Annotated in this window: 21 protein-coding genes; 5 read left to right on the plus strand and 16 right to left on the minus strand. The window is 36.9% G+C overall.

Annotated features, from left to right (window positions below):
- Nucleotides 1-358 precede the first annotated feature (358 nt).
- The 13 genes from DRF60_RS09620 to DRF60_RS21110 all read right to left on the minus strand — a co-directional run bounded on the left by DRF60_RS09620 (nucleotide 359) and on the right by DRF60_RS21110 (nucleotide 15,356).
- A complete protein-coding gene (locus tag DRF60_RS09620; protein ID WP_116011888.1) occupies nucleotides 359-769 on the minus strand; it encodes a VanZ family protein in 411 nt (136 codons plus the stop codon).
- Nucleotides 711-1,088: a glycine cleavage system protein GcvH gene (gcvH, locus tag DRF60_RS09625; protein WP_111957411.1), complete on the minus strand. Its 378-nt coding sequence runs from the start codon at nucleotides 1,086-1,088 to the stop codon at nucleotides 711-713. The genes DRF60_RS09620 and gcvH overlap by 59 nt, the downstream gene beginning before the upstream one ends.
- Before the next feature lie 130 nt (nucleotides 1,089-1,218).
- Nucleotides 1,219-2,124, minus strand: coding sequence for a hypothetical protein (locus DRF60_RS21600; protein ID WP_238640147.1), 906 nt, complete (start codon nucleotides 2,122-2,124; stop codon nucleotides 1,219-1,221).
- Between the two features lie 124 nt (nucleotides 2,125-2,248).
- Entirely contained in the window at nucleotides 2,249-9,220 is a 6,972-nt protein-coding gene (sov, locus tag DRF60_RS09635) for a T9SS outer membrane translocon Sov/SprA (protein WP_116011889.1), read from the minus strand.
- A gap of 57 nt (nucleotides 9,221-9,277) precedes the next feature.
- Nucleotides 9,278-9,862, minus strand: a complete 585-nt coding sequence (gene ruvA / locus DRF60_RS09640; protein ID WP_116011890.1) for a Holliday junction branch migration protein RuvA — start codon at nucleotides 9,860-9,862, stop codon at nucleotides 9,278-9,280.
- An 81-nt stretch (nucleotides 9,863-9,943) separates the two neighbouring features.
- Complete coding sequence (locus tag DRF60_RS09645; protein WP_123902663.1) at nucleotides 9,944-10,750, minus strand: GLPGLI family protein; 807 nt, start codon at nucleotides 10,748-10,750, stop codon at nucleotides 9,944-9,946.
- 1 nt (nucleotide 10,751) lies between these two features.
- Nucleotides 10,752-11,414, minus strand: a complete 663-nt coding sequence (locus tag DRF60_RS09650; RefSeq protein ID WP_116011892.1) for a thioredoxin domain-containing protein — start codon at nucleotides 11,412-11,414, stop codon at nucleotides 10,752-10,754.
- 1 nt (nucleotide 11,415) lies between these two features.
- Entirely contained in the window at nucleotides 11,416-12,270 is an 855-nt protein-coding gene (locus DRF60_RS09655; RefSeq protein WP_116011893.1) for a vitamin K epoxide reductase family protein, read from the minus strand.
- A gap of 21 nt (nucleotides 12,271-12,291) precedes the next feature.
- Nucleotides 12,292-12,888 (minus strand): hypothetical protein, encoded by a 597-nt coding sequence (locus DRF60_RS09660; protein WP_116011894.1) that lies wholly within the window; start codon nucleotides 12,886-12,888, stop codon nucleotides 12,292-12,294.
- Between the two features lie 8 nt (nucleotides 12,889-12,896).
- Nucleotides 12,897-13,895: a hypothetical protein gene (locus tag DRF60_RS09665; protein ID WP_116011895.1), complete on the minus strand. Its 999-nt coding sequence runs from the start codon at nucleotides 13,893-13,895 to the stop codon at nucleotides 12,897-12,899.
- Complete coding sequence (locus DRF60_RS09670; RefSeq protein WP_123902664.1) at nucleotides 13,870-14,070, minus strand: hypothetical protein; 201 nt, start codon at nucleotides 14,068-14,070, stop codon at nucleotides 13,870-13,872. Before DRF60_RS09670 ends, DRF60_RS09665 begins: the two co-directional genes overlap by 26 nt.
- Nucleotides 14,067-15,032 (minus strand): grasp-with-spasm system ATP-grasp peptide maturase, encoded by a 966-nt coding sequence (gene gwsG, locus DRF60_RS09675; protein WP_116011897.1) that lies wholly within the window; start codon nucleotides 15,030-15,032, stop codon nucleotides 14,067-14,069. The genes DRF60_RS09670 and gwsG overlap by 4 nt, the downstream gene beginning before the upstream one ends.
- 171 nt (nucleotides 15,033-15,203) lie before the next feature.
- Entirely contained in the window at nucleotides 15,204-15,356 is a 153-nt protein-coding gene (locus DRF60_RS21110; RefSeq protein ID WP_157967947.1) for a hypothetical protein, read from the minus strand.
- Nucleotides 15,357-15,546: 190 nt separating this feature from the next.
- Here DRF60_RS21110 and DRF60_RS09685 point away from each other — a divergent pair, with 190 nt between their 5' ends.
- Complete coding sequence (locus DRF60_RS09685) at nucleotides 15,547-15,909, plus strand: helix-turn-helix domain-containing protein (RefSeq protein ID WP_116011899.1); 363 nt, start codon at nucleotides 15,547-15,549, stop codon at nucleotides 15,907-15,909.
- Between the two features lie 144 nt (nucleotides 15,910-16,053).
- Here the strand turns inward: DRF60_RS09685 and DRF60_RS09690 are convergent, their stop codons facing one another.
- The 3 genes from DRF60_RS09690 to DRF60_RS09700 all read right to left on the minus strand — a co-directional run bounded on the left by DRF60_RS09690 (nucleotide 16,054) and on the right by DRF60_RS09700 (nucleotide 19,546).
- Nucleotides 16,054-18,339 (minus strand): NADP-dependent malic enzyme, encoded by a 2,286-nt coding sequence (locus tag DRF60_RS09690; protein ID WP_116011900.1) that lies wholly within the window; start codon nucleotides 18,337-18,339, stop codon nucleotides 16,054-16,056.
- 16 nt (nucleotides 18,340-18,355) lie between these two features.
- Nucleotides 18,356-19,207, minus strand: coding sequence for a BadF/BadG/BcrA/BcrD ATPase family protein (locus DRF60_RS09695; protein WP_116011901.1), 852 nt, complete (start codon nucleotides 19,205-19,207; stop codon nucleotides 18,356-18,358).
- A 75-nt stretch (nucleotides 19,208-19,282) separates the two neighbouring features.
- Nucleotides 19,283-19,546 carry a hypothetical protein gene (locus DRF60_RS09700; RefSeq protein WP_116011902.1) on the minus strand — a complete coding sequence of 88 codons (264 nt, stop codon included), beginning with the start codon at nucleotides 19,544-19,546 and terminating at the stop codon, nucleotides 19,283-19,285.
- Nucleotides 19,547-20,040: 494 nt separating this feature from the next.
- Here DRF60_RS09700 and DRF60_RS09705 point away from each other — a divergent pair, with 494 nt between their 5' ends.
- The 4 genes from DRF60_RS09705 to DRF60_RS09720 all read left to right on the plus strand — a co-directional run bounded on the left by DRF60_RS09705 (nucleotide 20,041) and on the right by DRF60_RS09720 (nucleotide 23,767).
- Nucleotides 20,041-20,499: a GtrA family protein gene (locus tag DRF60_RS09705; RefSeq protein WP_116011903.1), complete on the plus strand. Its 459-nt coding sequence runs from the start codon at nucleotides 20,041-20,043 to the stop codon at nucleotides 20,497-20,499.
- 3 nt (nucleotides 20,500-20,502) lie between these two features.
- Nucleotides 20,503-21,231, plus strand: coding sequence for a lysophospholipid acyltransferase family protein (locus tag DRF60_RS09710; protein ID WP_116011904.1), 729 nt, complete (start codon nucleotides 20,503-20,505; stop codon nucleotides 21,229-21,231).
- 39 nt (nucleotides 21,232-21,270) lie between these two features.
- Nucleotides 21,271-22,716 (plus strand): MFS transporter, encoded by a 1,446-nt coding sequence (locus DRF60_RS09715; RefSeq protein WP_116011905.1) that lies wholly within the window; start codon nucleotides 21,271-21,273, stop codon nucleotides 22,714-22,716.
- Nucleotides 22,717-22,807: 91 nt separating this feature from the next.
- Nucleotides 22,808-23,767 carry a DUF3810 domain-containing protein gene (locus DRF60_RS09720; protein ID WP_238640151.1) on the plus strand — a complete coding sequence of 320 codons (960 nt, stop codon included), beginning with the start codon at nucleotides 22,808-22,810 and terminating at the stop codon, nucleotides 23,765-23,767.
- Nucleotides 23,768-23,939: the final 172 nt, after the last annotated feature.

The following is a 23,939-nucleotide window of genomic DNA, read 5'->3' on the forward strand; positions in this document are numbered from 1 at the left end:
AACCTCAATCTGTACTCACTCCTGCGCCCCGTTTAACCGGACTGCAAAGATACAAAAAAAATTAAATCCCGCAACTTTTATTTCTAAAAAATTTTAAGGCTTTTTCTCCTGATTCCTGTAAGCTATTTCTAAATAGTTATGCTTATCTAAAAGCTCTCCTGCGCTACTGTCATACTCTCGTTTTTCAGTGCGGCAAAGATAACAACTTAATATCACGCAAAACAAATCTATTTAACATAAAATTTACATACAATTTACTTTGGGGATAAGTATCAATATACTATTTTGATTATTAAGCAATTATGCACATAGCATAGTTATCAACAATCGTCGTTGAGAAAAAATAAGAAAGTTTGGTTTAGAAAAAACGTTTAACTAATACCTTATATATAGAGTATCCAATCAGACATCCTATAGTATCTGCTACAATATCTAACGATTCCATGGATCTACCTAAGCCCATTTCTTCCTGAAAAATTTCAGTGAGAAAGGCATATATAAGAATGATCTGGAAGAAATATGAAAATTTTATTTTAGGAAATGTGGCAATAAAGCAAAAACCCAGCATTGCAAATATACTCACATGTAAGACTTTATCAATCCCATTGAACATAAACCAATATTCTTGGTTCTCTTCACCGGGCTTGAGGAGCATATAAGTAAGAAATGCCCAATAAATGGGCAAAATCTTACTAAATATTTTTGAAACCTTATCCAATGATTGCCTGGTATTCTTCTGCTGTAAGCAGTTCTGAATGATCTGCACCATCAGCAATTTCTAATTTAATGATCCATCCGTTTCCGTAAGGGTCTGTATTTAACAGCTCAGGCTGATCTTCCAACTCTGAATTAAACTCAATAACTTTTCCGGCAATAGGCAGGAATAAATCTGAAACAGTTTTCACTGCTTCTACACTTCCGAAAACAGCCGCCCCTTCAAGATCATCATCTACAGTATCTACATCTACATATACAATATCGCCCAATTCTCCCTGTGCAAAGTCTGTAATACCGATTGTAGCAACATTACCTTCAATCTTGATCCATTCGTGATCTTTAGTGTACTTTAATTCTGATGGTGTATTCATTTTAATTTTTATTTTGTACAAATGTATTCAAAATAATAAAAGCTTCAAAGAGGTAATGAATATCTTAATTGAATTTTGAAAACAAAATAAAAAATCGCTGCCGAAGCAACGATTGAGTATGGTATAATTATTATTTTTTTATTCCTTTTAGCTTGTCCATTTCTTTCATGAGCTTATCATTATTCTCCTGAAGTTTTTTAAGCTGTTTATTTTGCTCAATAGTATACAGCGTAAGCTCCTCGATTTTTTGAAGAAGCTTAATCTGAAACTCTCCAATATTCACTCCTTCTTTTTCCATCTGTGCTGCTGATGCAATTTCAGGAAGATGTTTTTTTTCTTTAATATGCTTTTCTACCTCATCTAATTCCGGCAGTTTATACTCTTCATCAAAAACAAAATCAGCTGTTGGTGTTAGGGTTACTTTTACTTCCTTTGCTTCAAATTTACCTTGTAGAGAGGCATTTCCATTTACAGCAATTTTCATCACTTCATTCATAATTACAGGCGAATTCAATGCAATGAGTTGTTGTGGAGAACTTAGAAATTTAATTCCATCATTATTCAGTATCATAGCTACTTTAGAAAAGTTCAAAGTTTCGTTACTGGATATCCATCCATCTGCTATATTGTTATCCGCCTTTACCCCAAAACTCATATAACTAGCAGCTGAACTTCTCAGAGCTCCCCAATTATTTAATGATCCGTTTTCATACCGAATTGAGAATGCATTGACACCCTCCGTAGCATGTGTAGAACCAGTTATGATATTACCCAAAACATCTAATTTTTGGCTTGGAGAGGAAGTTCCTACTCCGACATTCCCATTATTTAATAATTGTATACCTATCCCTGCAGAAGTCTGCAGTTTTATTCCTCCATACCAATTGATATCCAAACCATCAGAGCTCGATACAGGATAGTGACCCAGGTAATAATGAACAGGGTCAGAATTTCCGTAAAGCTTATCAAATGGTATATCTTGGGAGAACATTGCTCCAAAGGCAAACAGGCTAAAACTTAATAATACTTTTTTCATTGTTTTTTAATTTTCAGCAAATATACCACACAAAACATAAAAATTATAAAATCGGAAATTAAAACTAAAATCCCCTTCTTTTACAGAAAGGGATTCTTATTTTAGTAATTATGTATTATTTTTCTTAGAAGCCACCACCTGAGTCTCCAAATGTAAATGTTGCAGACAGACCGGCTCTAATGGTAGACAGCGGGAATGCCGTTGATATTTTGTATTTGGAAGTCATCTGCTCATAGAATACTCTCAGGTTCAGATTTTCTGAGACGTTATAATCTGCAGAAAGCTTTATATTCATTAGTTTTTGTCCTCCGGTGATCTGTGAATCATTCAACAGGATATTCATGATGGAAGTTTTGCTGTCTCTCAGTGAGATGTCTCCTCTGATATTCAGGTCACTTCCTTTTCCTCTGGATCCTCTTGTATTGGCCATACCCAATCTGAAATTTTTAACGATATACCCAAGTCTTACTACATATTCTGTATTGGAATCTTCAGTAAGGGTATGGTTGACCAATCCTAATAACATCATCCTGTTTCTGTTATACTGAAGCCCAAACTGCATGTTGTTTCTCATGGTAACATCTATACCGATAAGTGGTGAGAAAGACTCTACATAGCCAACCTGCGAAAATGTAAACGGATTGATGTAATCATTATTGACATCGAATGCATTTCCACCGGAAAGCCTGTTAAAGTAATCAATACTTGACTGGATTCCGGTTGCTGTATAGGTCGCAGTATATCCGTGCAGAATATCAAATTTGGAGAACTGGCCATTAACGATCGGAATGTTTCTTAAACCTGAATAGGTGATCTTCCAGTTGGGAATCGGAAGCCCGGCTTTTTTAGCATTTCCCATCTGCTTAACGGATTTCCCTTCAACTGCCGCTCTGAATGCAGGAATCAATACATAGGCATTGGCAATACTGTAATGATCCGCAAAGCCGTCGCTGTTCAGGACTTCTCCTAGCCCCATCTGCTGGGAAAGTATCATTGCATTTTCCCTGATCGCCTGATAAACGGCCTGGGTTTCTTTGAATGACGTTTTAAGAAGGACAACAGAGTTAGAATAGGTTACCTGATCATTGGCAAATGCATAATCATGGTTTGCTGTCCCAAGGTTATTCCGGTTATTAAATCCGGACTGAGAGAAGTTTCTGTTGTAATTATGCAGTGCATTAAGATCTATTCTGAAATCATTAATCGGAACGATCTGTAAATTGGCCCTTAATTCTTTTGTTGACATTTTCACATAAGGATCGGTCATATAAGGTGAATCACTTACCCATCCGTTTTCGAGAACAGTTCTTCTGATATCAGCCTGTGATCCGAAAAGGAATCCCATCGTAGGGCCTCCCAATGTTTGGCCATACCCATACATATTTGGTGCTGATAGTAAACCCGGAAGTACCGTTCCGTTATTTTCGGAATAATTAATATCTAACTGTTTGAAAGATGTCAATGCGAAAGCTGCGCTCTGCAGTATTGTCAGTTTATTTTTGAATTTATAGCTCTTGTATCTATATCTTTTCTTCTCCCACTGCTGTGTATACACATTGTTCAATGAGTCGATTTCCTGTTTACGCTTCTGCAGTTTTGCAGAAATGTTCTTAAAATATTTAAACTGTCCGAAGAATTTCGGAATATCCGCAGTGGCCGTAGCCTGGATCACATTCGTATTTTGGCCTACGGAACCTAAGCTTCCTTCCGGACTTGAAAGGAGTGCGGTAGATCTTGCATTCCAGTTGTAGGTAAGCCCATACCCAACTTCTGCATCGATGAAATCTAAATACGGAAGGTATTGGAATGGCAGTTTGTAATTAATCTGTACTCTGTGATTGTACAATACCGGTCTACCTGCCCTGAATACATTGCCAAAGATGGATTTATCATTCATTCCGTTCACATCTACATTATCATTAAGGGTTCTTGTTGCAGAGTTGATCTCCAGTTTTAATGATTTTGTAAAGTTGAACCCTAAACCGTACTGCCACCCGAAGAAGAAATTTCTGTTTTTGATCGCGGCAAAACTGTCACCGGTATTTCCACTTAGGATTGCTTCTACATTTCTAAACTCAAGCTCATTGTAATTTCTGTCTACTTCCGTTCTGAAAGATAATCTTGTTGGAATCGGGTTGAAATTAAATTCTTTAACCCATCTCAGATATTTTGTAGATTTCGCCGTATCACTGATCATTTTGTTGAATGGCTTAATTACCCAAGGTTTGAAGGTATAGTTGTAATCAACATACCCTCTGAGATACTGTCTGTAGTTTCTTGAAGTATAAATATCCCTGTAATAATCGTCATTATAAACTGCAGTTACAGAAACGTTCTCAATATCATAGAATTTAGGTTTCTTGTTTGGGTTCATCCTTTCCTTATGCATATTGACAACCCCTATGCTTCTTTGCTGTGTATAGGTTCTCGCTACTTTTTTAAGCTGTTCTTTGTTAGCCGCCTTGCTGAATTCCACATCCGTATCCAGAGGATTATATTTCGGATCCTCAATAGTCTGTGAGTAGGAATAGTTTAACGGAATTTTCATTCCGCTTTTTTCAGGAAGGAATTTATCTACGTTTACAGCAGTATTGATACTGAATGCAGACTGTGTAGACTGATTTCTTTCTGCCGGCTTTGAATCTATATTACCGAAACCTACGGACGTATAAGATGCACTTGTATTTACAGTAGCAAAATCTCCAAGGTTAAAGTTCAGACTTGCGTTACCTGCATATCCTCCATCATTTTCAATTTCTGAAAGGCGGATCTCATTTACCCAAAGAATTCTGGTAATAGAGTTTGAACGGCTTGTATTTCTTACCCCAATCATAATGGTGGTAATATTTCCTAAACTTGGGCGCCCTTTGATATAAATTCTTTTTGATTCATCGCCAAAGTTAGGGTCCATAATTCTGTCTACAATATTAGATGAACTCTTATCTCTTCGGATTTTGGCATCTACAAAGTTTTGGATCTCTAAATCAACATTGTTTTCAACAGGCCAGATTTCAAAAGGTGTAGTTGCTGTCCTTGGCGTTAGCAACATTTGAGATTCATATTCATAATAGTTGTCCGTAGCATCACTTCCGAAACGGATGAAGAATTTAGATTCAGAATCTATACCCTGATATCTGTCTGTCGGGTCCTGAGCATGTACAAAAAGTTTTAGCTTTTTATACCTTCTCATATCCAGAGTGGTATTCTTGAAAACTCCTCTTGCTTCTCCTGCAAGACCGTCTATCTTCATGTAAAGTGAAGCTTCGTTTTGTCTCTGTGCCCCTGCATTTCCGCTCAATACCTGTCTGTCAATTCCCGGAGGCAATACATAAGGAGGTTGATTTAAGGCATTTTCTTCGATATTTACACTTCCTACTTCGAAATTATTATTTTGTGCTATACCTACCCCTTCCTGTTGTGAAGATACTGTAGGGCTGGCAATCTGATTTGGATATCTTCTCCAGTCTGATCTTACAAGATCCATTGTCCCGAATCTTAAAGTAGAAGTCTGCTCAAAACCGGCAAGCATTAATCTCGCAAATCTTACGTTGTTAAGTACTGATGCACTTCGTTCCCCTTCTGCTTCAGTTTCTGCATATTTTGAAACAGGGATTCTGAACAGGTACCATTTCACATCAGAAGACTGTCCGTTCTGGAAAGTAGCCTTCACCGTTTTTACATCTACGATATTGTTCTGTCCTAATGCAAGGCTCGGCTTATCTAGTTTTACAACATATTCATTGTAGCTTTCTGTCTGGTCAAGGTTATAATCTTTGTTGATATCTTCTGCGTCCGGAGTCTGTGAGGCCACTTCCAATGAATTAGCCTGAGAGTTTCCTTCCGGGTTTCTGAAATATTTATATCTCTGAACAAGAGATGCCGCCTGATTGCCTGTGAATTTATCAGACATAAAAAACACAAAATCATCCACCGCCGGGTCAACTAAGTTGGTCACCGGGTTAACAAATGTATTTCCGAACCTCATCGATTCCTGATCTGAACTTAAACCGTCATATCCTAAATCCTGAGCTCTTCTGTCATCACCTTCGCTTGAAAACGCATACAGGATTGGCGGCTGCTTCGGCTGTACTCCCCAGTTGGAAGTTGTGGTAGTAGAAGGGGCTCCCGGAGTAGGAAGACCATTTTCATACTGCATTTTGCCGTCTTTCAGGATATCTTCGGAAACGTTTCCTAACTGAAGTAAAAGTCTCGCTCTATCACCTAAGACAGTCCCATCCGCATACGGGTCCATCATCCAGAATTCAACATATTCTATATTTGAATTAACGAAATTGGAAACACTAATCGGTCTCATAATTCCCGCCCATCTGGAAGCCGCTGTTTCGGAACCAGGATTGACATTATATGGACCTTTCTCCTGAGGATAGTAAGAAATATCTAAAGTATTCGTAAAGGTTTGCTCGCCCGCTACAAAATCTCTGTTATTATAAATTTCAGAATACTGAACTCTTCTGGATGCGTGGTTGGAAACAGACTGCGCCGTAATTCCTGCAGGTGCCCTGCCTCCAACTCCCCAGAATCTCGGATCAATATTATACCATGATAAAAGTCCTCTTCCGTAGCCGCTCGTTATGGCATCATCACTTGGAGCCCCGTTAAATGGTGCTGCCAGGTTTTTCTCCGGTCTTGAGGCTAAGCTCCATGCACTAGGTTCTTTTAAGGATATTTTAGACGTTGTCTGTTCGAAATCATCTACATAAGATTGGTCATTTGTTCCTTTATTCAATCCAGGGAGAAGGTATGCTCCTTCCATTTTAAAGTTCAGGTTCGATGGAGCTTCTGTATTTACAAATGGGATCTTATCTGTAAGTCTTGTCAGGAAAGGAACCTGATTGTTGTACATCATATTGATCCCAGCCATCGTGTTATTGACAGCCTCCTGTCCGTAGTTAACTTTCTGGGTAAGCGGAGATTCGGAATAATTGACAACGGTTCCTCCTATTATAAAGTTCTCATTAAATCTTCTTTCGAGGTTTAATCCTAAGAATCTTTTTCTTTGAGTATTAAAGGTAAGTTGGTTTTCTAATGAGATATTGATAGCCTGTCCGGACTGTTTAACATTTTCATTGATGATCGTTACTGTTCCCAGCATATAATCTACGGTATAGTCCACCCCTTCTGTCAGCTGAACACCGTTCGCCGAAACTTTTACAGATCCCTGCGGAACGTTTACAGCACCAAGAGAAATCCCTTGCCCCTGAGTTCCTTTGTAACGTCCTTCTATGGTATATCTCTGTGCAAGGTTACTGGAAGACGCCACCTGTTTCTGCTGCGTATACAGGTCGTTGAAGACAAACTGCGGATCATTACTCCCTACCTGGCTCTGCATAAAGGCTCCGAAAGGCTGTACTTTGGTAAAGATGATCCTTCCTGTTTCCGGGCGGATGGTGATTCCGTTGACAAAGTCAAAAATACCGTCTCCCATTACCCCACTGCTGGCCTGGATATCACCGTTCATATTCAGACGGTCCCAATTGAATAATTTCAATAAGTTTTTATCCTGAACAGCTGTACCCGGAAGGTAATTTACTTTACCTCCGGTTTTAGGATCTCTGTAGAAAACATTAAGAATAAACCCGTCCTGTGCTACCTGGCCTGCATCCAAAGAATAGATGTTCTTCATCATCAGATCCCACATTGGAGACTGGGTATTCACTTTGTTGTTGACTCTAAGAACTTTGGTTACCAATACCGGGCTTTCTTCGGAGAATTCCCCTACTTTATACACTTTATTGGTTCCGTCCGTATAAGAGTAAGAAACGGCTAGAAGCTGATTCTCATTCAGCTTCTGATTTAATGAAATATATCCTAACTGAGGCTGCAATGTATACTCATTGGCATTCAGCCTTCTTGCTTTTGTATTAAAAATAAATTGCTCTCCGTTGTCATACGGCTGTGCACTCCCCGGGAACATCTGCCCCTGAAAGGTTGTTGCGTAATTTTTACCTGCTTCTCTTGCTCCTATTGCTGCATTAATAGAGGGGTATAAGCCATTCTGAGAGTTGTCCGGCAGTCCGGAGGCTCCTTCTCCCAAGTCCCTGATACCGATAATACTTTTCTGATACGCCAGGTTACTGTTCCCTTGGTCTAGTACCCAGACTTCCAATCTGGTAATGTTTACCGTGGAATTGATCTGCGGGTAATTGGCTAGTGCGTTGTCATATCGATCCAGGAAGTAATGTCCCAGGAAAAAGTGCTGGTTCTCCTCATAGTCAATAGCATTAACTTTAAAGTTATTCATAACGCCTCCACCCTGTACTACAATATTACGGGCTTCTCCCTGTTGCTGGGAAAGCACTACGGTTCCATAGGTTTTTCCAAGCTGAAATTCTGATTTCACCCCGAATAATGACTGTGAACCACGGATAAGACTGGTAGAAAGCGGCATATTAACGTTACCGAATTCTATCCTTTTAATAATTTTATCTTCTCCTCCTGCACTGGGTTTGTCTACTTCACCAAGGCCTTTGGTCTGAAGATCTTTCCAGTTTCCTTTTGCCTGCCATACAAGATTCATTCTGTTTTCGAATGCGAAACCACTCTGGGTATCGTAATTGGCTTTCAACTGGAGATTTTCTCCTACTTTACCTAATAATCCAAGCTGTATCCTCTGGTCTATATCAAAGGTAAAGCTGGTCCTGTTCTGTGGCAGGATCAGTGGATTATCTATTTTTTGGTACAGTCCGGCAAAGTCTAAAGAGGCATATCCTGAAGGAATAATCTCTATTTTATTACTTCCAAAAATAGTTTCAAACAGTCTGTTGTTGATCATCAAAGACGGAATAAGGCCTTTCTTACGGGCATCAGTTCTATCTCTTCTGTAAAGGAGACTGTACTTATCGGATTTTTCCTTGTAGTAAGCTTTTGACTGGGTTGCGAGCATAAATTCTTTATACTCTTCGGGGGACATTGCTGTAGGAGGACCTGTAAATGTATTTCCAATTTTAGGATATACATAATACATACCTGTTTTTATGTCGTAAAAGGCCTCATACCTTGTGGGGTCGGCCAGTTGATAGTCTTTCTTTATGATCGCAGTATCACGTACCTGTTGTGCAAAAGCACTTACTGACATACACAGGAACGACAGGAACAAAAATATTTTCAGATGCTTATTATTCGCCACCAAATGTTAAATGTTTTTTAAAATATGTTTTATCAGTTCTTCTACGGAGATCTCCGGATTCTGCTTCATCATTCTGTCTGCAATCTTCTCGCTCATTCGTTTCGGAATCCCTAAAACTTCTAATGCAGATAACGATTCTTCCTTGACTTTATTATCCACGAAAGAAGAAATATTTTCTTCTGCAATGCTGAATTTCTGGACTTTATCTTTTAAATCTACAATAATTCTTTCTGCTGTTTTGGCCCCGATTCCTTTGGCTTTCTGAATGAGTACGCTGTTCTTGGAGAGTATGGCCGAAGCAATCTCTTCAAGGCTTAAAGTGGAGAGAAGTATAAGGGCAGAAACAGCTCCAACTCCGTTAACGCTTATTAACAAATTGAACATATCTTTTTCTGAACGAGTGTTAAATCCAAAGAGAAGATGAGCATCTTCCCGTATGATCTGTTGAGTAAATAAGAATGCCGGCTTATTCAGGGCCAGTGCCTGGGAGGTCATCAAACTGATACCTACATAGTAACCAACTCCTTGTACGTTGATTACTGCGTAGGCAGGCGTAAGTTCTTGAACGCTACCTTGTAAAGAAAATATCATTATTAATTTTTAAAACTCCCAAATATAAAAATTAAACCTTCAAAATCAGCATTGAAGGTTAAAATAAATTACTTTTAATCGTTATGGATATTTAATTGCCTCTGATAATTCTATTGGATTGTTATTTTTTCTGAGTGAATTCTGCAGATTTTTTGTCATTTCTTTAAAATCCGGTTCTACGTCATTTCCTTTCTCATCCTTAAATTTCGCCTTCACATTTCCGGACTTCATTTCCCTGAACGGATCATTATAGTAGTCTATAAAAACCTTTTTAAGATTGGCTAAAGAAATGTCCAGAGGCTTTGGACTGATATTTTCCAGCTCCATTTTATAAAAGTTTTTTTTAAGTGCTGTAAAGGAAAATTCATAGGAACCTGCAGCATCTTTCATATAGACAATCAGACCCGGCAGGCCTTTGAAAATGTACGGACCTTCCTGAACGGGTATCTCCTGAGTGAACCAGGCCTCCCATTTTCTGCCTTTGTAATCTACAGTGGCTTTCTGGCAGGTGTAGCCGTATTTTTTAGCGGTTTCTTTCTGTATTTTCCAGTTCAGTTTTACAGGCTCGGTGATTCTGTAAACATCCCGGAGCAGAAAATAGTATTTTGAACCTGTGTTCTGTTTATTTTTTATGACATAAAAGTCATGGTCTCCTACGGCAAATCCTTTAAATCCCGAAGCTCTGAGAGAATCCACCTCATATTGTTTTTCAGGATAAAACTTTGATTCTCCATTCTGAACCAGCAGAACCATTTTCTTGGCAACAGTTTCTGTACTCAGGGAATCTTCTTTATAAATCATGTCATAATTTATTCTCATATCCTGAGAATATATATTTTGGATGACAAAGAAAAACACAAATGCTATTACTATTTTACAGTGCCTCATTTTATTCTTTATTTTCAATAATTCCTTCTATGTGGTAATATAAGTCTTCTTTCTCAAATTCATTGGGAAAGATGTGGCCATTTATAAAAACTGAAGGGGTCGCAATAATATTGTTTTGGGTAAACCACTCATTGGAGGACGTGAATTTCTTATTGTTTTCCTCCATGTTATATTCTGCTGCGATTATCCACGGCTCAAGATTTTTATTTTCAAACCAAAAATTCAGAGCTTTTAAAAACTCTTTAGTTCCCTGAACCAGAAAAATACTGTGCAATATATACAGAAAACGGTTTTTATCTTCCACAGGCTGTTTTTTGAAAAAGATATTTATTTTTATTTCTTCTTCATAAGCAAAGAGAATTTTGTTCACCGTTTCACAGATTTCCTGGCACATTTCACAGTAAAGACTAGTAAAAATGGTCAGTTCCAGATCACTTTCTTCGTTTCCCATGATCATTACGGGCTCCGGCAATTCTATTTTCTCCTGTATGTTTAAGGTATTAATAAAAACCTCGTAGTTCCGGACCGTTCTGTTTTTTCTTATCAGTTGGGTTTTCAGTTCTTCCTTTTGCTTTAAATAATTCCTGATTTGCCACCATATAATTAAAATAGCAAGATAGAAAATACCATATAAAACGAGAGAGGTAAAAGGTTCCAAATTCATATCATATCAGTAAAATATAGGTTTGTAAAAGCAAAATAATGATGATTCCAATGCATAAAGGGCATACTTTTTTAATTTTGAACAGCTGATAAAAAAGGGAATATCCTATGACAGGAAGAATAATGATGAGCAATATTTTCTGGATGGTAAAAAAAACAGCCTCGCTCCCGCTATTACAAAGAAACAGAAGACTTATGACATTTACTAAAAAATAAGCCAGGCTAAAGTTTCCGAAATGTGAAACAAAGCCTGTTGTTTTGTCTCCCGAAAGCGAGCAGTCTGTATACGTTCCGGAGCAGACTTTATCTACAACGGGACTTTCTATTCCAAATACTTTTCTTAATGAAACTACCGCCAGAAAAAAACCGCACAATGATAAAAATAAAAAGATAAATGAATTTAAATTGATTTTAAAGTAGATATAGACCAGTACAATCAGTACAAAACTCCCGGCCAGCATCAGTTTATATCTTCCGTCTGCTTTTTTTTTAACTATAGACTGGTCTTCATCAATCAAAACAACGATATTATTCCAGCTTGAGAGAAAGTCTTTTGCATTTACTTTGTATCTCCCATTGATCACAAAGTCCTGGTTAGTTTTTTCAACAAAAGCAAGTTCCTGTTTGTTATCCTTAATTGTTATGAAGGTCATGAAATCATCCGGCAGCTCATCTATTTCGGAGTTATCTATTTCTATTGCGAAGTTAGAGATATAGTTCACGTTAAGAGCGCTCATTATGGAAAGCAAGCTCGGAAATGCGGGATGAGAATTGATCTGGAATGAAAATTCTTTTCTGTCCAGGTGAATATTTTTCTTCTGAAGATATTTCAGAATGTTGCTTATGCTTTCAACCATATCAATTTCTTTTACAGGGCATTAAAAGCCATCCACATTTTTCTCCCAGAGCTGACTGTTCATTCCAAAAAAGAGATTCCGGACTTCAAGGTGGAATTTTTTATTTGGTGGATCTTTTTCATCAGGATTGCTCAGGTTGATAAACCTTATCACCCCATTATCCGTTTTTTTGTAAATATCCACAACATGGAATTTTCCGGAATCATAGGCATACAAAACTCCATTTCCCATATCAGCATCCGGATTTCTGCCATAGGCCTGCTTTACTTCTTCCAATGATGCGTCTTCGTAGTAGAAACCTAGAAGATTGTTGTAAATGCTCATTTTGGTATACATGAACATGAACTGCTCTGTGAAAGGCTTACTGAAATTCGCTTTAAGAACCTGGCTAACGTCTTTTGTGGCAAAGAAGATATACTTCTTATTAATTATATTCACCTGATAATCGGCGAAAGTCGTAAACTGCATGCTTTCTTTGCCGAATTTCAGATCATATACCGGATTCCGATCTTCATTATTAACTGCTGGCGTATGTTTCAGATAGTAATAATTCTTACAGCTCTGCATCATAAAGCTTAGAAGGATCAATCCTAACCATGAAATCAGTTTTTTATTCATTTTTTTATCTAGTTTAATTCTGCCTGATAGGGATTATAATTACAGTTTACAGCATATCCGTTATCTGTTTTAAAAGGAATATAAACTGCTGTACAGCATAATCTGAATTCACAGATATTGCATGGAGCAATGTCCTCTTTTTTAATATTCCAGATCCCGGAAAGATCCCGGATCGTTTTGTTTTTTATTTCTTCAAGTGAATCTGTAATATTTCCGTAGCTCTGCTGATCGTTTATATTAAATTTAATGCTCCCAAGTTCATCAACAAATACTGTTTTGTATAATGACAGGTTATAATTTCTTGCAATATTGTATGCTGAGGAATTAATATCTACTGTGTTGATACTGAATTTAGGCAGAAACATTCCGGCATCATTTATTTTTATAGAGATTGTAGTCACCTCATTGTTGCTCTCTATTTTTTCTTTAGGAGCATTGAATAAATATAAGGTCTTTAACCGGTTGTTGCTGTATAGTTTTTTATTAATTTTCTGATGGGGGATTGAAAATGAAACATTCGTTACTCTTGAATGTACCAAGACATCCAGAATATGATGCATTTTTCCCATACAGTTCTCATCATTGATATGAAAATGCAGTCTTTTCACTCCCAGCGCAGTGATACTTCTGATGATTGTATCCAGATGTTCGCTGATGAAATCGGACAGCATAATAGTCATAAACTGGATCGTTGAAGTATCTTCATTGATGCTTTTTTCCTCAAGCTCCGGAAAGAAAACGGTATTTGAATAAAACACAAATTCGTTCTTTTCCAAAAACCCCAGATACTGTTTAGCGATCTTATCGGATTCAAACTCTTCCAAGACAGCACTTAATTTTTTATTCTTTATATAATCTAAGAAATCGATCATTGTATTGGGCACCAGTTCAATTTCCTCTCTCTGAAGATCATAGATGGCACCTCTTTCATAGCCTTTAACAGGGATACAACATGAAAATACATGGATATATTTTTCCTTATTATTCTGTAGATATGTTAATTCCATCTTTATATATTCTTAAACAATAGATTTCTGACTGATGAATAGCGGTATCAACCATTCTGTACGGGCGGTCTCTCTTTATTTTTTTGATATCCATAGGTTCAGTGTGAGAAAAAATTACAGGAAGCAATTCTTTCTTTTTCTGATATCCAATTTCTTTTAATAGTGTTTTTTTCATGTATTCATTTTTTTTAAAGTGCATGCCACCTCATAATGAAGGTTATAATTACATGGCAGTGCTGTCATTCTGAACTGACCCGAAGGGTTTACTTCCAAAAAATAATATTCTCCGTCCGTCCCTTTTATAATATCCAGTGATCCTGTATCCAGACCCAGATCTTTCATCAGGCGGGATATCTTTTCATCTATTTCTTTCGGTAAAGTATAAGGAATCATCCTGTTCGGCTTGCTGTAATTATAATGCCTGTAATCCACTCCTGTTTGTCTGTCTCTTTGGGAAAAAATGGCCATGGGATAGTTTTTTCCATTTAAATGAAAAATCCGGAGCTCATATTCTTTGTTTATTTTCTCCTGAAATAAGCTTGGGAAAAAATGATCATAGCGGGCCATGGTCTTAGGATTCACTTCTTTGGTTAGAAAAAAGAAAGTTTTTTCTCCTACGTCAATTACAGTTCCGTCTTTTATGGATTTGGTGATGTAGGATTCATTCAGGTTTAATGAATCCTTATGATTAGTGATATGGGTTTGGGGAATTTTTAATCCTATTTTTTGAGAAGCAATAAGGGTGCTTATTTTACTTAAATTTTTAACTTTTAAATAATTATTAAGCCATTTCTTGTCCTTCAGAAAATCAAAAAAGAGCTCTAATGTCGTGGTATATTCCAATTTAAGATACTCTAGCATCTCCACATTCGTTTCACCTCTAAACTTTTTTTTAAATTTATCGAAGAAGCCAAATTTCCTATACCACACACATTGTATATCTGATAAGTCTATCCTTCCAAAAAAAATATTTTCTACAAAGAGTTTGGGTTCCGGCGACAGTTCGTAGTGCATTTTTGTATTTCCATTGAATAAATCCAGATCATTTATTCTTATAAATTTTTCCCCAAGCATCATCAGATGCTCCATTACGATATTAGTATCATCATCATTTGGAGTTGATAAAATCAGAATCATATTTTTTTGTAGATTAATAGATAAAGGAAGAGACTTTCCAAAAAATCTTAGTACCACTTGAAAATCCTTTATACGAAGTATGCTCTCAAAATAGGTACAGGTAAAATGATAAAAATTAAAAGAAGCTGACCTTTTGGACAGCCTCTTAAATTTTCTTTAAAAATCAGATGATTAGTCACATCCGTCATTAGTACCGCCTCCACCTTTGATCAGTGTAAGCGTTTCTAATACATGTGGATCACTGTCTGTACCAGTTCCACCACATGGACCTACAAGACCAATACCTGATTCTAGTCCTTTTTGCCCGGCAAGAATGCTTTTCATGTTACCCAATTTTTTTCCTCTTAGGTTTTCTAATTTTTTCATAGGTTAAAATTTATTTTAATTTTTGTCACTATTGACAGATACAATATACAAACAAACAAATCACCTGATAAAGAAATAATATGCATTTTTCATGCAAATTCCTTGTAAATAATTCATAAAATCTGCACATTTGTATAAAACATTAAGTATGAAGACACACGAAAGATTAAAAAAACTGAGAAAACAACTGGGTTTTTCGCAGGCGCAGATGGGAAAAATATTAGGTACAGATGCTTCAAATTATTCCCGCAAAGAAAGAGGAGAAGTAAAAATTTACCTCGATGAATGGGAAAAGCTAGCCAAAGCACTTGGAGTCTCACCTGGAGATCTCAGAGATCATGAAGTGAAACCATTCTTTCAATCCGGAAACCCTCCTTCAGATCATATGGGCTACGCTAATATTCCCACTTTCATTCTGGAGACCCAAAAAAAATATATCGAAAAATTAGAACAGGAAAACAGGGATCTTATAAAAGAGAATAATAAATTAAAAAATTCTGAAGTAAGTTGACCTCAGCTTTATTTTGAAGTAAAATAACAAAACTCAATTTATCATTTAAAAACTGCCATCGAAAGAAACTCAGAGGACACCTATAGAAAAGGCCGCTTTTACAGTTGTAAAAACGGCCTTTTCTATAATATAACGGATAACCGCTTATTTCTTTTCTCTTCTCTGCGCATCAAGAACTGCCACAGTAGCTAAATTTACAATCTCATCTACGCTTGAACGCATCTGTAAAACGTGTACGGGCTGCTTCAGTCCCATTAGGATTGGCCCGATCACCTGTGCTACTTTCATTCCTCTGATGATCTTGTAAGAAATATTGGCACTTTCAAGATTCGGGAAAACGAAGGTATTGGCAGGTGTTGTTCCTAATTTTGAGAATGGATAATCGCTCAGATGATCTGCATTCATAGCAAAATCCGGCTGGATCTCACCATCAACAATCATTTTAGGGTATTTCTCGTGAAGGATGCTTACTGCTTTCGCTACTTTTTTGGAAGTATCAGAAATCGCTGCAAAGTTTTCGAATCCAAGCATTGCAATTCTAGGTTCAATAGCAAAAGATTTTACTGTGATTTCTGCCATTTTAGCAATATTCACAAGATCATCTGCTGTAGGATTCTGGTTGATAGATGTATCTGCGAAAAAGATAGGTTTCTTTTCTGAAAGGATCATCATCATTGCCGCTATTTTGTCTACTCCTTTATCCTTTTCAATAACTTCTAAAACGGGACGGAGCACTGAAGTATAGTTTTTGGAAAAACCTATGATAAGACCGTCTGTATCTCCGTGTCTCAACATTAACGGACCGAAATAATCTCTCTGACGAACATATCTTTTCGCTTTGTATTCGTTCATTCCTTTTCTCTGGCGAAGCTTCCAAAGGGTTTCTCTGTATTTTTTTCTGTTTTCTTTCTGATCGTCATCGCTTGGATCTATAATTGGAATATCCAGAGCGATCCCGAAACGTTCCATTTGCTCTTTGATGTATTTTTTATCCCCTAACAGACTTGGGAAAGCAATTCCTTCTTCGTAAAGAATTTGTGCAGCTTTTAATACATTATATTCTTCAGCATTTCCTAAAGTAATTCTTTTAGGATTGGATTTTGCACGGCTCTGCATCATTCTTACCAACTTCTCGTCTCTTCCCATTCTGTCCAGCAGCTGGTTTTCGTACTCTTCGAAGTCTTCGATGGTTTTTCTGGCAATACCACTTTCAATAGCTGCTTTTGCTACCGCACTGGATACTTTGGTAATTAATCTGTTATCAAATGGTTTTGGAATAAAGTATTCTCTTCCAAACTGCAGGTTCTGAACATTATAGGCTAATATTACAGCTTCAGGTACCGGCTCCTTTGCTAGATCTGCGATAGCGTGTACGGCTGCCAGCTTCATCTCTTCGTTGATTCCTTTTGCCTGAACATCTAATGCTCCGCGGAAAATGTAAGGGAATCCCAATACATTGTTCACCTGGTTAGGGTAATCACTTCTACCTGTTGCCATGATCACGTCTTTACGGGTCTCAAGCGCTAGATCGTAAGCTATTTCAGGATCCGGGTTTGCCAAAGCAAAAACGATAGGATTCTCATTCATGCTGGAAAGCATTTCAGGAGTCATTACGTTTCCTTTTGAAAGACCGATGAAAACATCTGAACCTCTTACGGCATCTTCAAGTGTTTCAATATCTGTATTGGCAATAAAGTCTATTTTTTCAGGCGTAAGGTTCTCTCTTTTATGATTGATAACTCCTTTGCTGTCGCACATTAAAACATTTTCTCTTTTCAGGCCCAGAGAAATATATAAGTTGGTACAGGCAATGGCTGCTGCTCCGGCTCCGTTGACCACCATTCTTACTTCATCAATCTTTTTATTGGCAATCTGTAAAGAATTGATTAAAGCGGCTGCAGAAATAATCGCTGTTCCATGTTGATCATCATGCATTAAAGGAATATCCAGCTCTTCTTTCAATTTTTGCTCGATATAAAATGCTTCAGGAGCTTTAATATCTTCAAGGTTGATTCCTCCGAATGTAGGAGCGATCCCTTTTACAATCTGAATGAATTTTTCCGGATCTTTTTCATCGATTTCAATATCAAAAACATTGATATCTGCAAAGATCTTGAACAAAAGACCTTTTCCTTCCATTACCGGTTTTGAAGCTTCTGCTCCAATATCACCAAGTCCTAATACAGCCGTTCCGTTGGAAATTACAGCTACCAGGTTTCCTTTACCTGTGTAGTCGTACACAGTTTCCGGTTTATCATGGATCTCCATACAAGGAACTGCCACTCCAGGTGAGTATGCCAATGATAAATCTCTCTGAGAAGAATGAGGCTTCGAAGGAATAACTTCGATCTTTCCTTTAGGTTCGGCTTTATGATAATCTAACGCGGCCTGATTAAAGTTCTTTTCGTCGCGGTTGTTTTTACTTGACATAGAATTTTGTTTTTTATTAAAGTATATACTTAATATGGTAGTCTACTAAACTTTCGATAGGTTTTTGGACAACGTGGCCCACATTTAAATGAAGTTCTGCCGCAACAGAGCGGAGAATAGTTTCGTAATAATAAGCAATAGAGCCGATGAAATTGATCTCGGCTTCTTTTGATTCCTGATATGGAATTACCTGGTACTCAAAGAAATTTTTCATTTCTTCGTACACCATATTTTTAAAGTAAGGATGATCCTTTCTTTCGATTACAAATTTGTTGAAATCTGCCAGCCAGGCATTAGGTCTTGGGCTGTGATACATATTTTTTAATGCATCTTCTATCTTCAGTCCATAATTCTGCTCAAATTCTGTATGAAGATCTGCAGGCAGTTTTTTCATAAAGTATCTGCGTACAAGCTGTTTTCCAATAGCACTTCCGCTTCCTTCGTCTCCCATAAGAAAACCCAGGGAAGGGAGTTCTATTTTAAGATTCTGACCATCAAAATAGCAGGAATTTGATCCTGTTCCTAAAATACATACCACAGCCGGCTTTCCGTTGTATGCGGCATAAGCTGCGGCCATAAGATCTTCTTTCACAACGATTTCAGCTTTTGTGAATATCCTTTCAAGCTCTTCTTTAATAGTTTCGCAGTTTTTTTTCACACCACAACCTGAGCCATAGAAGAAGATCTTCGTTATGGAATTTTTGACTAATATGAGGCTGCTGTTTTTTTCTATTTCAGGAACAATAAGTTCTCTGTTGATAAAATTGGGATTAAAGCCGATGGTTTCTGTTTTTAAAAACACTTTTTTGAAATCATCCAGTATCACCCAATCTGATTTGGTAGACCCACTATCAACAATAGCAACCATATTTTACATTTTAGTTTAAGGATGCTAAATTATGAATTTATCTTCAAATAGCGTTTAAAAACAGACTGGAAGCTTCTAATGTTTTATATCAGCTTTTTGATTATCAAACTTGATAAGCCAGTCTTCAATTTCATCTTCCAGATAGGAACTCTGAAGAATGATGGCATTGATAAAATCATCAGGCACGGGTTCATTGGTAGAGTTTTCAAGATTCCACAACTCGTCTGCCATATTTTCATATTCTGAATACACTCTTTTGAAGCGGGAATTTTCTCTCTCAAGAGCTTCAATATTTTTTTGCTGAAGCTGGAATTTTCGGTATTTGTTTTGACTTTTCATACAAATATTGTTATAATTTGGGTCGTAAAAATTATGGTAGTATGCGTTATACCGCACATTACAAGATAGAAAAAACCATCAACACAAGAAGTTGAAAATGAATTTATTATCAGGTTATAATTACATCATTCTGAATATTAAATTTAGAAATTATTTTGGTTCAAAAAAATAATTTAACAACTTTTTTAATTGTTTAACATATGCTTACCAAATTATTTTTGGACTGAAACTTTCAGATTCCTTTTAGGCATTACTATTACTATCGTTTTTAAGGTTTTTGAAATGATAAAAAAGAAATTTCCTATTCATTATTTGATAATTATAACGAATGAAGATAAGATGAATGACTTTTATAAGTATGCATTATCTCGGAAATTCAACTACCATATATTTTACTGAAAATCAATTTATTAAATCAATATTTTATTTTAAAATATTCTTTTATTCTTCCATTATTGACATATAGTTATAAATTTGCACCTCATATCTATTGAATGAGAGAATTACTAATACGCCAGAAACAGGTTCTGTTCTTCGTTATTGCCGGGGGGCTCAGTGCCATTGTAGAGATTGGAAGCTTCAAAGCATTCAATACTTATCTTCCGCATGTCTTCGCCAGAGAGACCAATTTTCATGGCATTCATTATCCTTTAAGTAATATTTTCTCTACGAGCTGTGGAATTATCAGCAACTATTTCCTAAGTATTTGGTTTGTCTTTGAAAGAGGAAGACATTCCAAAAGAAAAGAATTTGCTTACTTTATGGGAGTTTCTTTCATCTCAACTTTATTAAGTCTGGGCTTTTTTCAGGTTTTTTACAGCTTTATATTTAAGGACAATATCAATTTAATTTTTTATACCTTAAGCCCTGAAATGATAAGTAAGATTGCAGCAATTCTGCTGGTTTCCATACTTAATTATTCAGTGAAAAAGAAAGTAATTTTTAACGGTTAAGCAGTGACAAAAATTTTAAATCATCTTTGGAGATTCTGGCTGCTGCTACTGGCGTTTGTCTTAACAGTCACATTGGGAATTCCTGTCTATATTTTATCCTTTAATAAAAAGCATTACAAATATGCTTACAAATTTATCCGTATCTGGTGTTTTGGGATGTTCTATGGTATGGGCCTGAGGTATGATCTCACCAATCTTTCTGACCAGAAAAAAGACAAGAATAAGCAATACGTTTTCATTTCAAACCATACTTCCATTATGGATATTATGCTTACCTGCATTCTAATGCCCCATCACCCGATCTGTTTTGTAGGTAAAAAAGAGCTTGTAAAGATTCCCATCTTCGGTACCATATATAAAAGGATATGTGTGATGGTGGACAGAGGCAGCGCAAGAAGCCGTGCAGATGTTTACAGAAGATGTGCAGAAAAGATGGAAGAAGGAAACAGCATTGCGATATTTCCTGAAGGCGGTGTACCGGACGACACTTCTATTATTCTCGATGAATTTAAAGATGGGGCATTCACTTTATCATCCAAGCATCACTCCCCAATCGCTGTGTATACTTTTGTAGGATTAAAGGAAATTTTCCCTTTCGACAGCGCAAAAGGATACCCGGGAAAGGTAAAAGTATATTTCAACGGAATCATGGAACCATCAGATTCTCCGAGAGATCTGAAAACAGAAGCCTATAAAGAGATAAAAAAAACATTGCTGGAACATTCTATTTAAAAGAAATAGTTATATTTGTTTGCGAAATTTTTAACAAACATGTCAAATTATTCTAAACAAACCAATTGGGGACAGTTTATTCCCTTGGTTACTGTGTTTTTTTTCTGGGGATTTGTTGCGGCAAGTAATGATATTCTCATACCAGTTTTCCAAAAAGCCTTTAAATTAAGCCAGACCGAAAGCATGCTCGTACAGATTTGCTTTTACGTAGCATATACTGTGGGTTCTTTAATTTATATGGCTGTTTCAAAAGGTTTGAAACAGGATCTTATTAATAAAATAGGCTACAAAAACGGGCTTATTTTAGGTCTCCTTATTTCTGCCTCAGGGACTTTACTGTTCTATCCGGCAGCTAATCTGGCATCGTTTCCGTTAATGATCTCCGGTCTGTTCATTGTAGGGCTTGGCTTCTCATTACAGCAGATTGTTGCCAATCCGCTGGCTATTGAAGTGGGACCTATTGAAACAGGATCCCAGAGACTTACAATGGCAGGAGGAATTAATAACCTTGGAACAACCATCGGACCGCTTATCGTATCATTTGCTATCTTTGGTGCTGCCTCTGCAGCCAATACAGAAGCAAGCATCGAGAGTGTAAAAATTCCTTATCTTATGCTGGGAGTTGCATTTGTGCTGGTGGCCATCATGCTTAAGTTCTCTTCTCTTCCCGCAATCACTCCTACTATTGTAGAGGATACAGACGATGTTATTCCGGGAGACCACAAAAAATCGGCCTTTCAATACCCTCAGCTTGTGATGGGTATGATTGCCATCTTTGTATATGTAGGAGTAGAAGTTTCTACAGCAAGTAATCTTCCTGCTTATATGGAAAAAAGCTTAGGTTTTGAAACTAAAGATGTAGCACCCTATATTTCTTTATACTGGGCTTCATTAATGATTGGCCGTTGGACAGGTGCTGTAGAAGCATTTGACCTGAGTGCCGGATTCAAAAAGATCTTAAGGTTCCTTGCCCCTTATCTTGCATTCGGTGTATTCTTACTGGTAAATGCCATTGCAAACCATGATCTTTCTCCGTTTTATGTTTATGGTGTCGTTATTATTGTAATGATCATCTGTGACATTATGAGTAAAGGAAACCCTGCAAGAATGCTTTTGATCTTCTCTGTAGCTGGCATAGCTGCCTTACTGATAGGAATGTTTACGACAGGAATGGTATCCGTATATGCTTTTACCAGCGTAGGATTGTTCTGTTCTACCCTATGGCCTTGTATTTTCGCCCTTGCAATCAACGGTCTCGGAAAGCACACCAACCAAGGTTCCGGCTATCTGATCATGATGATCATGGGTGGCGGTATTGTAAGCTTTATCCAGGGATATATTGCAGATAAGACCGATATCCAGTTCAGCTATATCGTAGGTGTTGTATGTTTTGCTTATCTTGCATTCTATGCAATCCGTGTAACGGGGATCTTAAAATCCCAAGGCATTGATCTTGATAAAATCTCTAAAGGCAGTGGTCACTAATACAACAAAAATAACATATAAGAAGAGATTTTGGGCAGGTGTATTACTTGCCCAATTTCTTTTGTTCTATGGCTTCTCAAAGTCCGGAACGATGATCTATTTCTTTGAGCATTTTTTTGAATTCCAGAAAAAGATCCATCAGATACTTTTCAGGTGGATCCCTTTTTCTTTCGGGGATCTTATGTATATTCTTCTGGGAATTTTTATTTTGTACTGTCTTGTTTTATGTTTAAAAAAGAAAAGCCGAAACAGGGCTGTTTTAAATCTTCTGGCTGCGATTAATATCTTTTACTTCATCTATCAGATTTTTTGGGGAATGCTTTATTTTCAGCCCCCTGTGATCAAGAAGCTCTCCAGTCAGAAAGAACCTGAAATTAGCAAAGCAAAGACATTAGCCCTACGTTATCTGGAAAAATGCAAAGCTACCCGCCAATCTGTGCGGGAAGATAAAAACGGCATATTTATTATTACTGATCTTACGTCTATTCAGACAGAAATTTTATACCAGCAGACACAACTTCCGAAATATATTTCGGATAAAAGTGCCCCACAGATTAACGCTTTTAAACCAAGCCTTTTCAAAACTGTAATGAATTTTACAGGAATATTGGGATATTACAATCCTTTTACAGCAGAGGCCCAATATAATGCTGAACTTCCCCACACCTTTATTCCGTTTACCTCTGCGCATGAAAGCTCTCATCAACTTGGTTTTGCCAGAGAGCAGGAAGCCAACTTTATAGGCTATCTGATTGGCATCAATGCTAAAAATACAGATCTAAGGTACAGTACCGAATACTTTACACTAAAGAGCCTTTTAAGGTTTATTATTAAGGAAGATCCTGAATTTGTAAAATCAGTCCTTAATCAATATTCTCCGGCAATGAAAAGAGACCGGATGTATGAAAGAAGTTTTATTTTCAGACACCAGGGTTGGCTTGATGATTTTTTTGGGTTTACGAATAACCTGTTCTTAAAAAGCAACCAGCAGGAAGGTGCGGTTACTTATTCTTACTTTATTGATCTCCTTTTAAACTACGAAAAGCCGTAAACAAAAAAGAATCGTATCAGGCGATACGATTCTAAAAACACAAATGATGAAAAAAAATTTATTACCTTGACTTGTTCCCTCATTCAAGGCGATGTAAAAGTACAACATATTTTATAAATACAAAAACATTTCCATTGTTTTTTAAAACTTTATGAAAACTTTATGATTTTTT

It is taken from the genome of Chryseobacterium elymi, assembly GCF_003385495.1.
GTDB classification, from domain to species: Bacteria; Bacteroidota; Bacteroidia; order Flavobacteriales; family Weeksellaceae; genus Chryseobacterium; species Chryseobacterium elymi.

Excerpts from the sequence above, each read along its gene's own strand:
- DRF60_RS09620 (WP_116011888.1), bottom strand. The coding sequence starts at position 769 with ATGGTGCAGATCATTCAGAACTGCTTACAGCAGAAGAATACCAGGCAA.
- gcvH (WP_111957411.1), bottom strand. The coding sequence starts at position 1,088 with ATGAATACACCATCAGAATTAAAGTACACTAAAGATCACGAATGGATC.
- DRF60_RS21600 (WP_238640147.1), bottom strand. The coding sequence starts at position 2,124 with ATGAAAAAAGTATTATTAAGTTTTAGCCTGTTTGCCTTTGGAGCAATG.
- sov (WP_116011889.1), bottom strand. The coding sequence starts at position 9,220 with ATGTCAGTAAGTGCTTTTGCACAACAGGTACGTGATACTGCGATCATA.
- ruvA (WP_116011890.1), bottom strand. The coding sequence starts at position 9,862 with ATGATATTTTCTTTACAAGGTAGCGTTCAAGAACTTACGCCTGCCTAC.
- DRF60_RS09645 (WP_123902663.1), bottom strand. The coding sequence starts at position 10,750 with ATGAGGCACTGTAAAATAGTAATAGCATTTGTGTTTTTCTTTGTCATC.
- DRF60_RS09650 (WP_116011892.1), bottom strand. The coding sequence starts at position 11,414 with ATGAATTTGGAACCTTTTACCTCTCTCGTTTTATATGGTATTTTCTAT.
- DRF60_RS09655 (WP_116011893.1), bottom strand. The coding sequence starts at position 12,270 with ATGGTTGAAAGCATAAGCAACATTCTGAAATATCTTCAGAAGAAAAAT.
- DRF60_RS09660 (WP_116011894.1), bottom strand. The coding sequence starts at position 12,888 with ATGAATAAAAAACTGATTTCATGGTTAGGATTGATCCTTCTAAGCTTT.
- DRF60_RS09665 (WP_116011895.1), bottom strand. The coding sequence starts at position 13,895 with ATGGAATTAACATATCTACAGAATAATAAGGAAAAATATATCCATGTA.
- DRF60_RS09670 (WP_123902664.1), bottom strand. The coding sequence starts at position 14,070 with ATGAAAAAAACACTATTAAAAGAAATTGGATATCAGAAAAAGAAAGAA.
- gwsG (WP_116011897.1), bottom strand. The coding sequence starts at position 15,032 with ATGATTCTGATTTTATCAACTCCAAATGATGATGATACTAATATCGTA.
- DRF60_RS21110 (WP_157967947.1), bottom strand. The coding sequence starts at position 15,356 with ATGAAAAGCATTCTTGCCGGGCAAAAAGGACTAGAATCAGGTATTGGT.
- DRF60_RS09685 (WP_116011899.1), top strand. The coding sequence starts at position 15,547 with ATGAAGACACACGAAAGATTAAAAAAACTGAGAAAACAACTGGGTTTT.
- DRF60_RS09690 (WP_116011900.1), bottom strand. The coding sequence starts at position 18,339 with ATGTCAAGTAAAAACAACCGCGACGAAAAGAACTTTAATCAGGCCGCG.
- DRF60_RS09695 (WP_116011901.1), bottom strand. The coding sequence starts at position 19,207 with ATGGTTGCTATTGTTGATAGTGGGTCTACCAAATCAGATTGGGTGATA.
- DRF60_RS09700 (WP_116011902.1), bottom strand. The coding sequence starts at position 19,546 with ATGAAAAGTCAAAACAAATACCGAAAATTCCAGCTTCAGCAAAAAAAT.
- DRF60_RS09705 (WP_116011903.1), top strand. The coding sequence starts at position 20,041 with ATGAGAGAATTACTAATACGCCAGAAACAGGTTCTGTTCTTCGTTATT.
- DRF60_RS09715 (WP_116011905.1), top strand. The coding sequence starts at position 21,271 with ATGTCAAATTATTCTAAACAAACCAATTGGGGACAGTTTATTCCCTTG.
- DRF60_RS09720 (WP_238640151.1), top strand. The coding sequence starts at position 22,808 with ATGATCTATTTCTTTGAGCATTTTTTTGAATTCCAGAAAAAGATCCAT.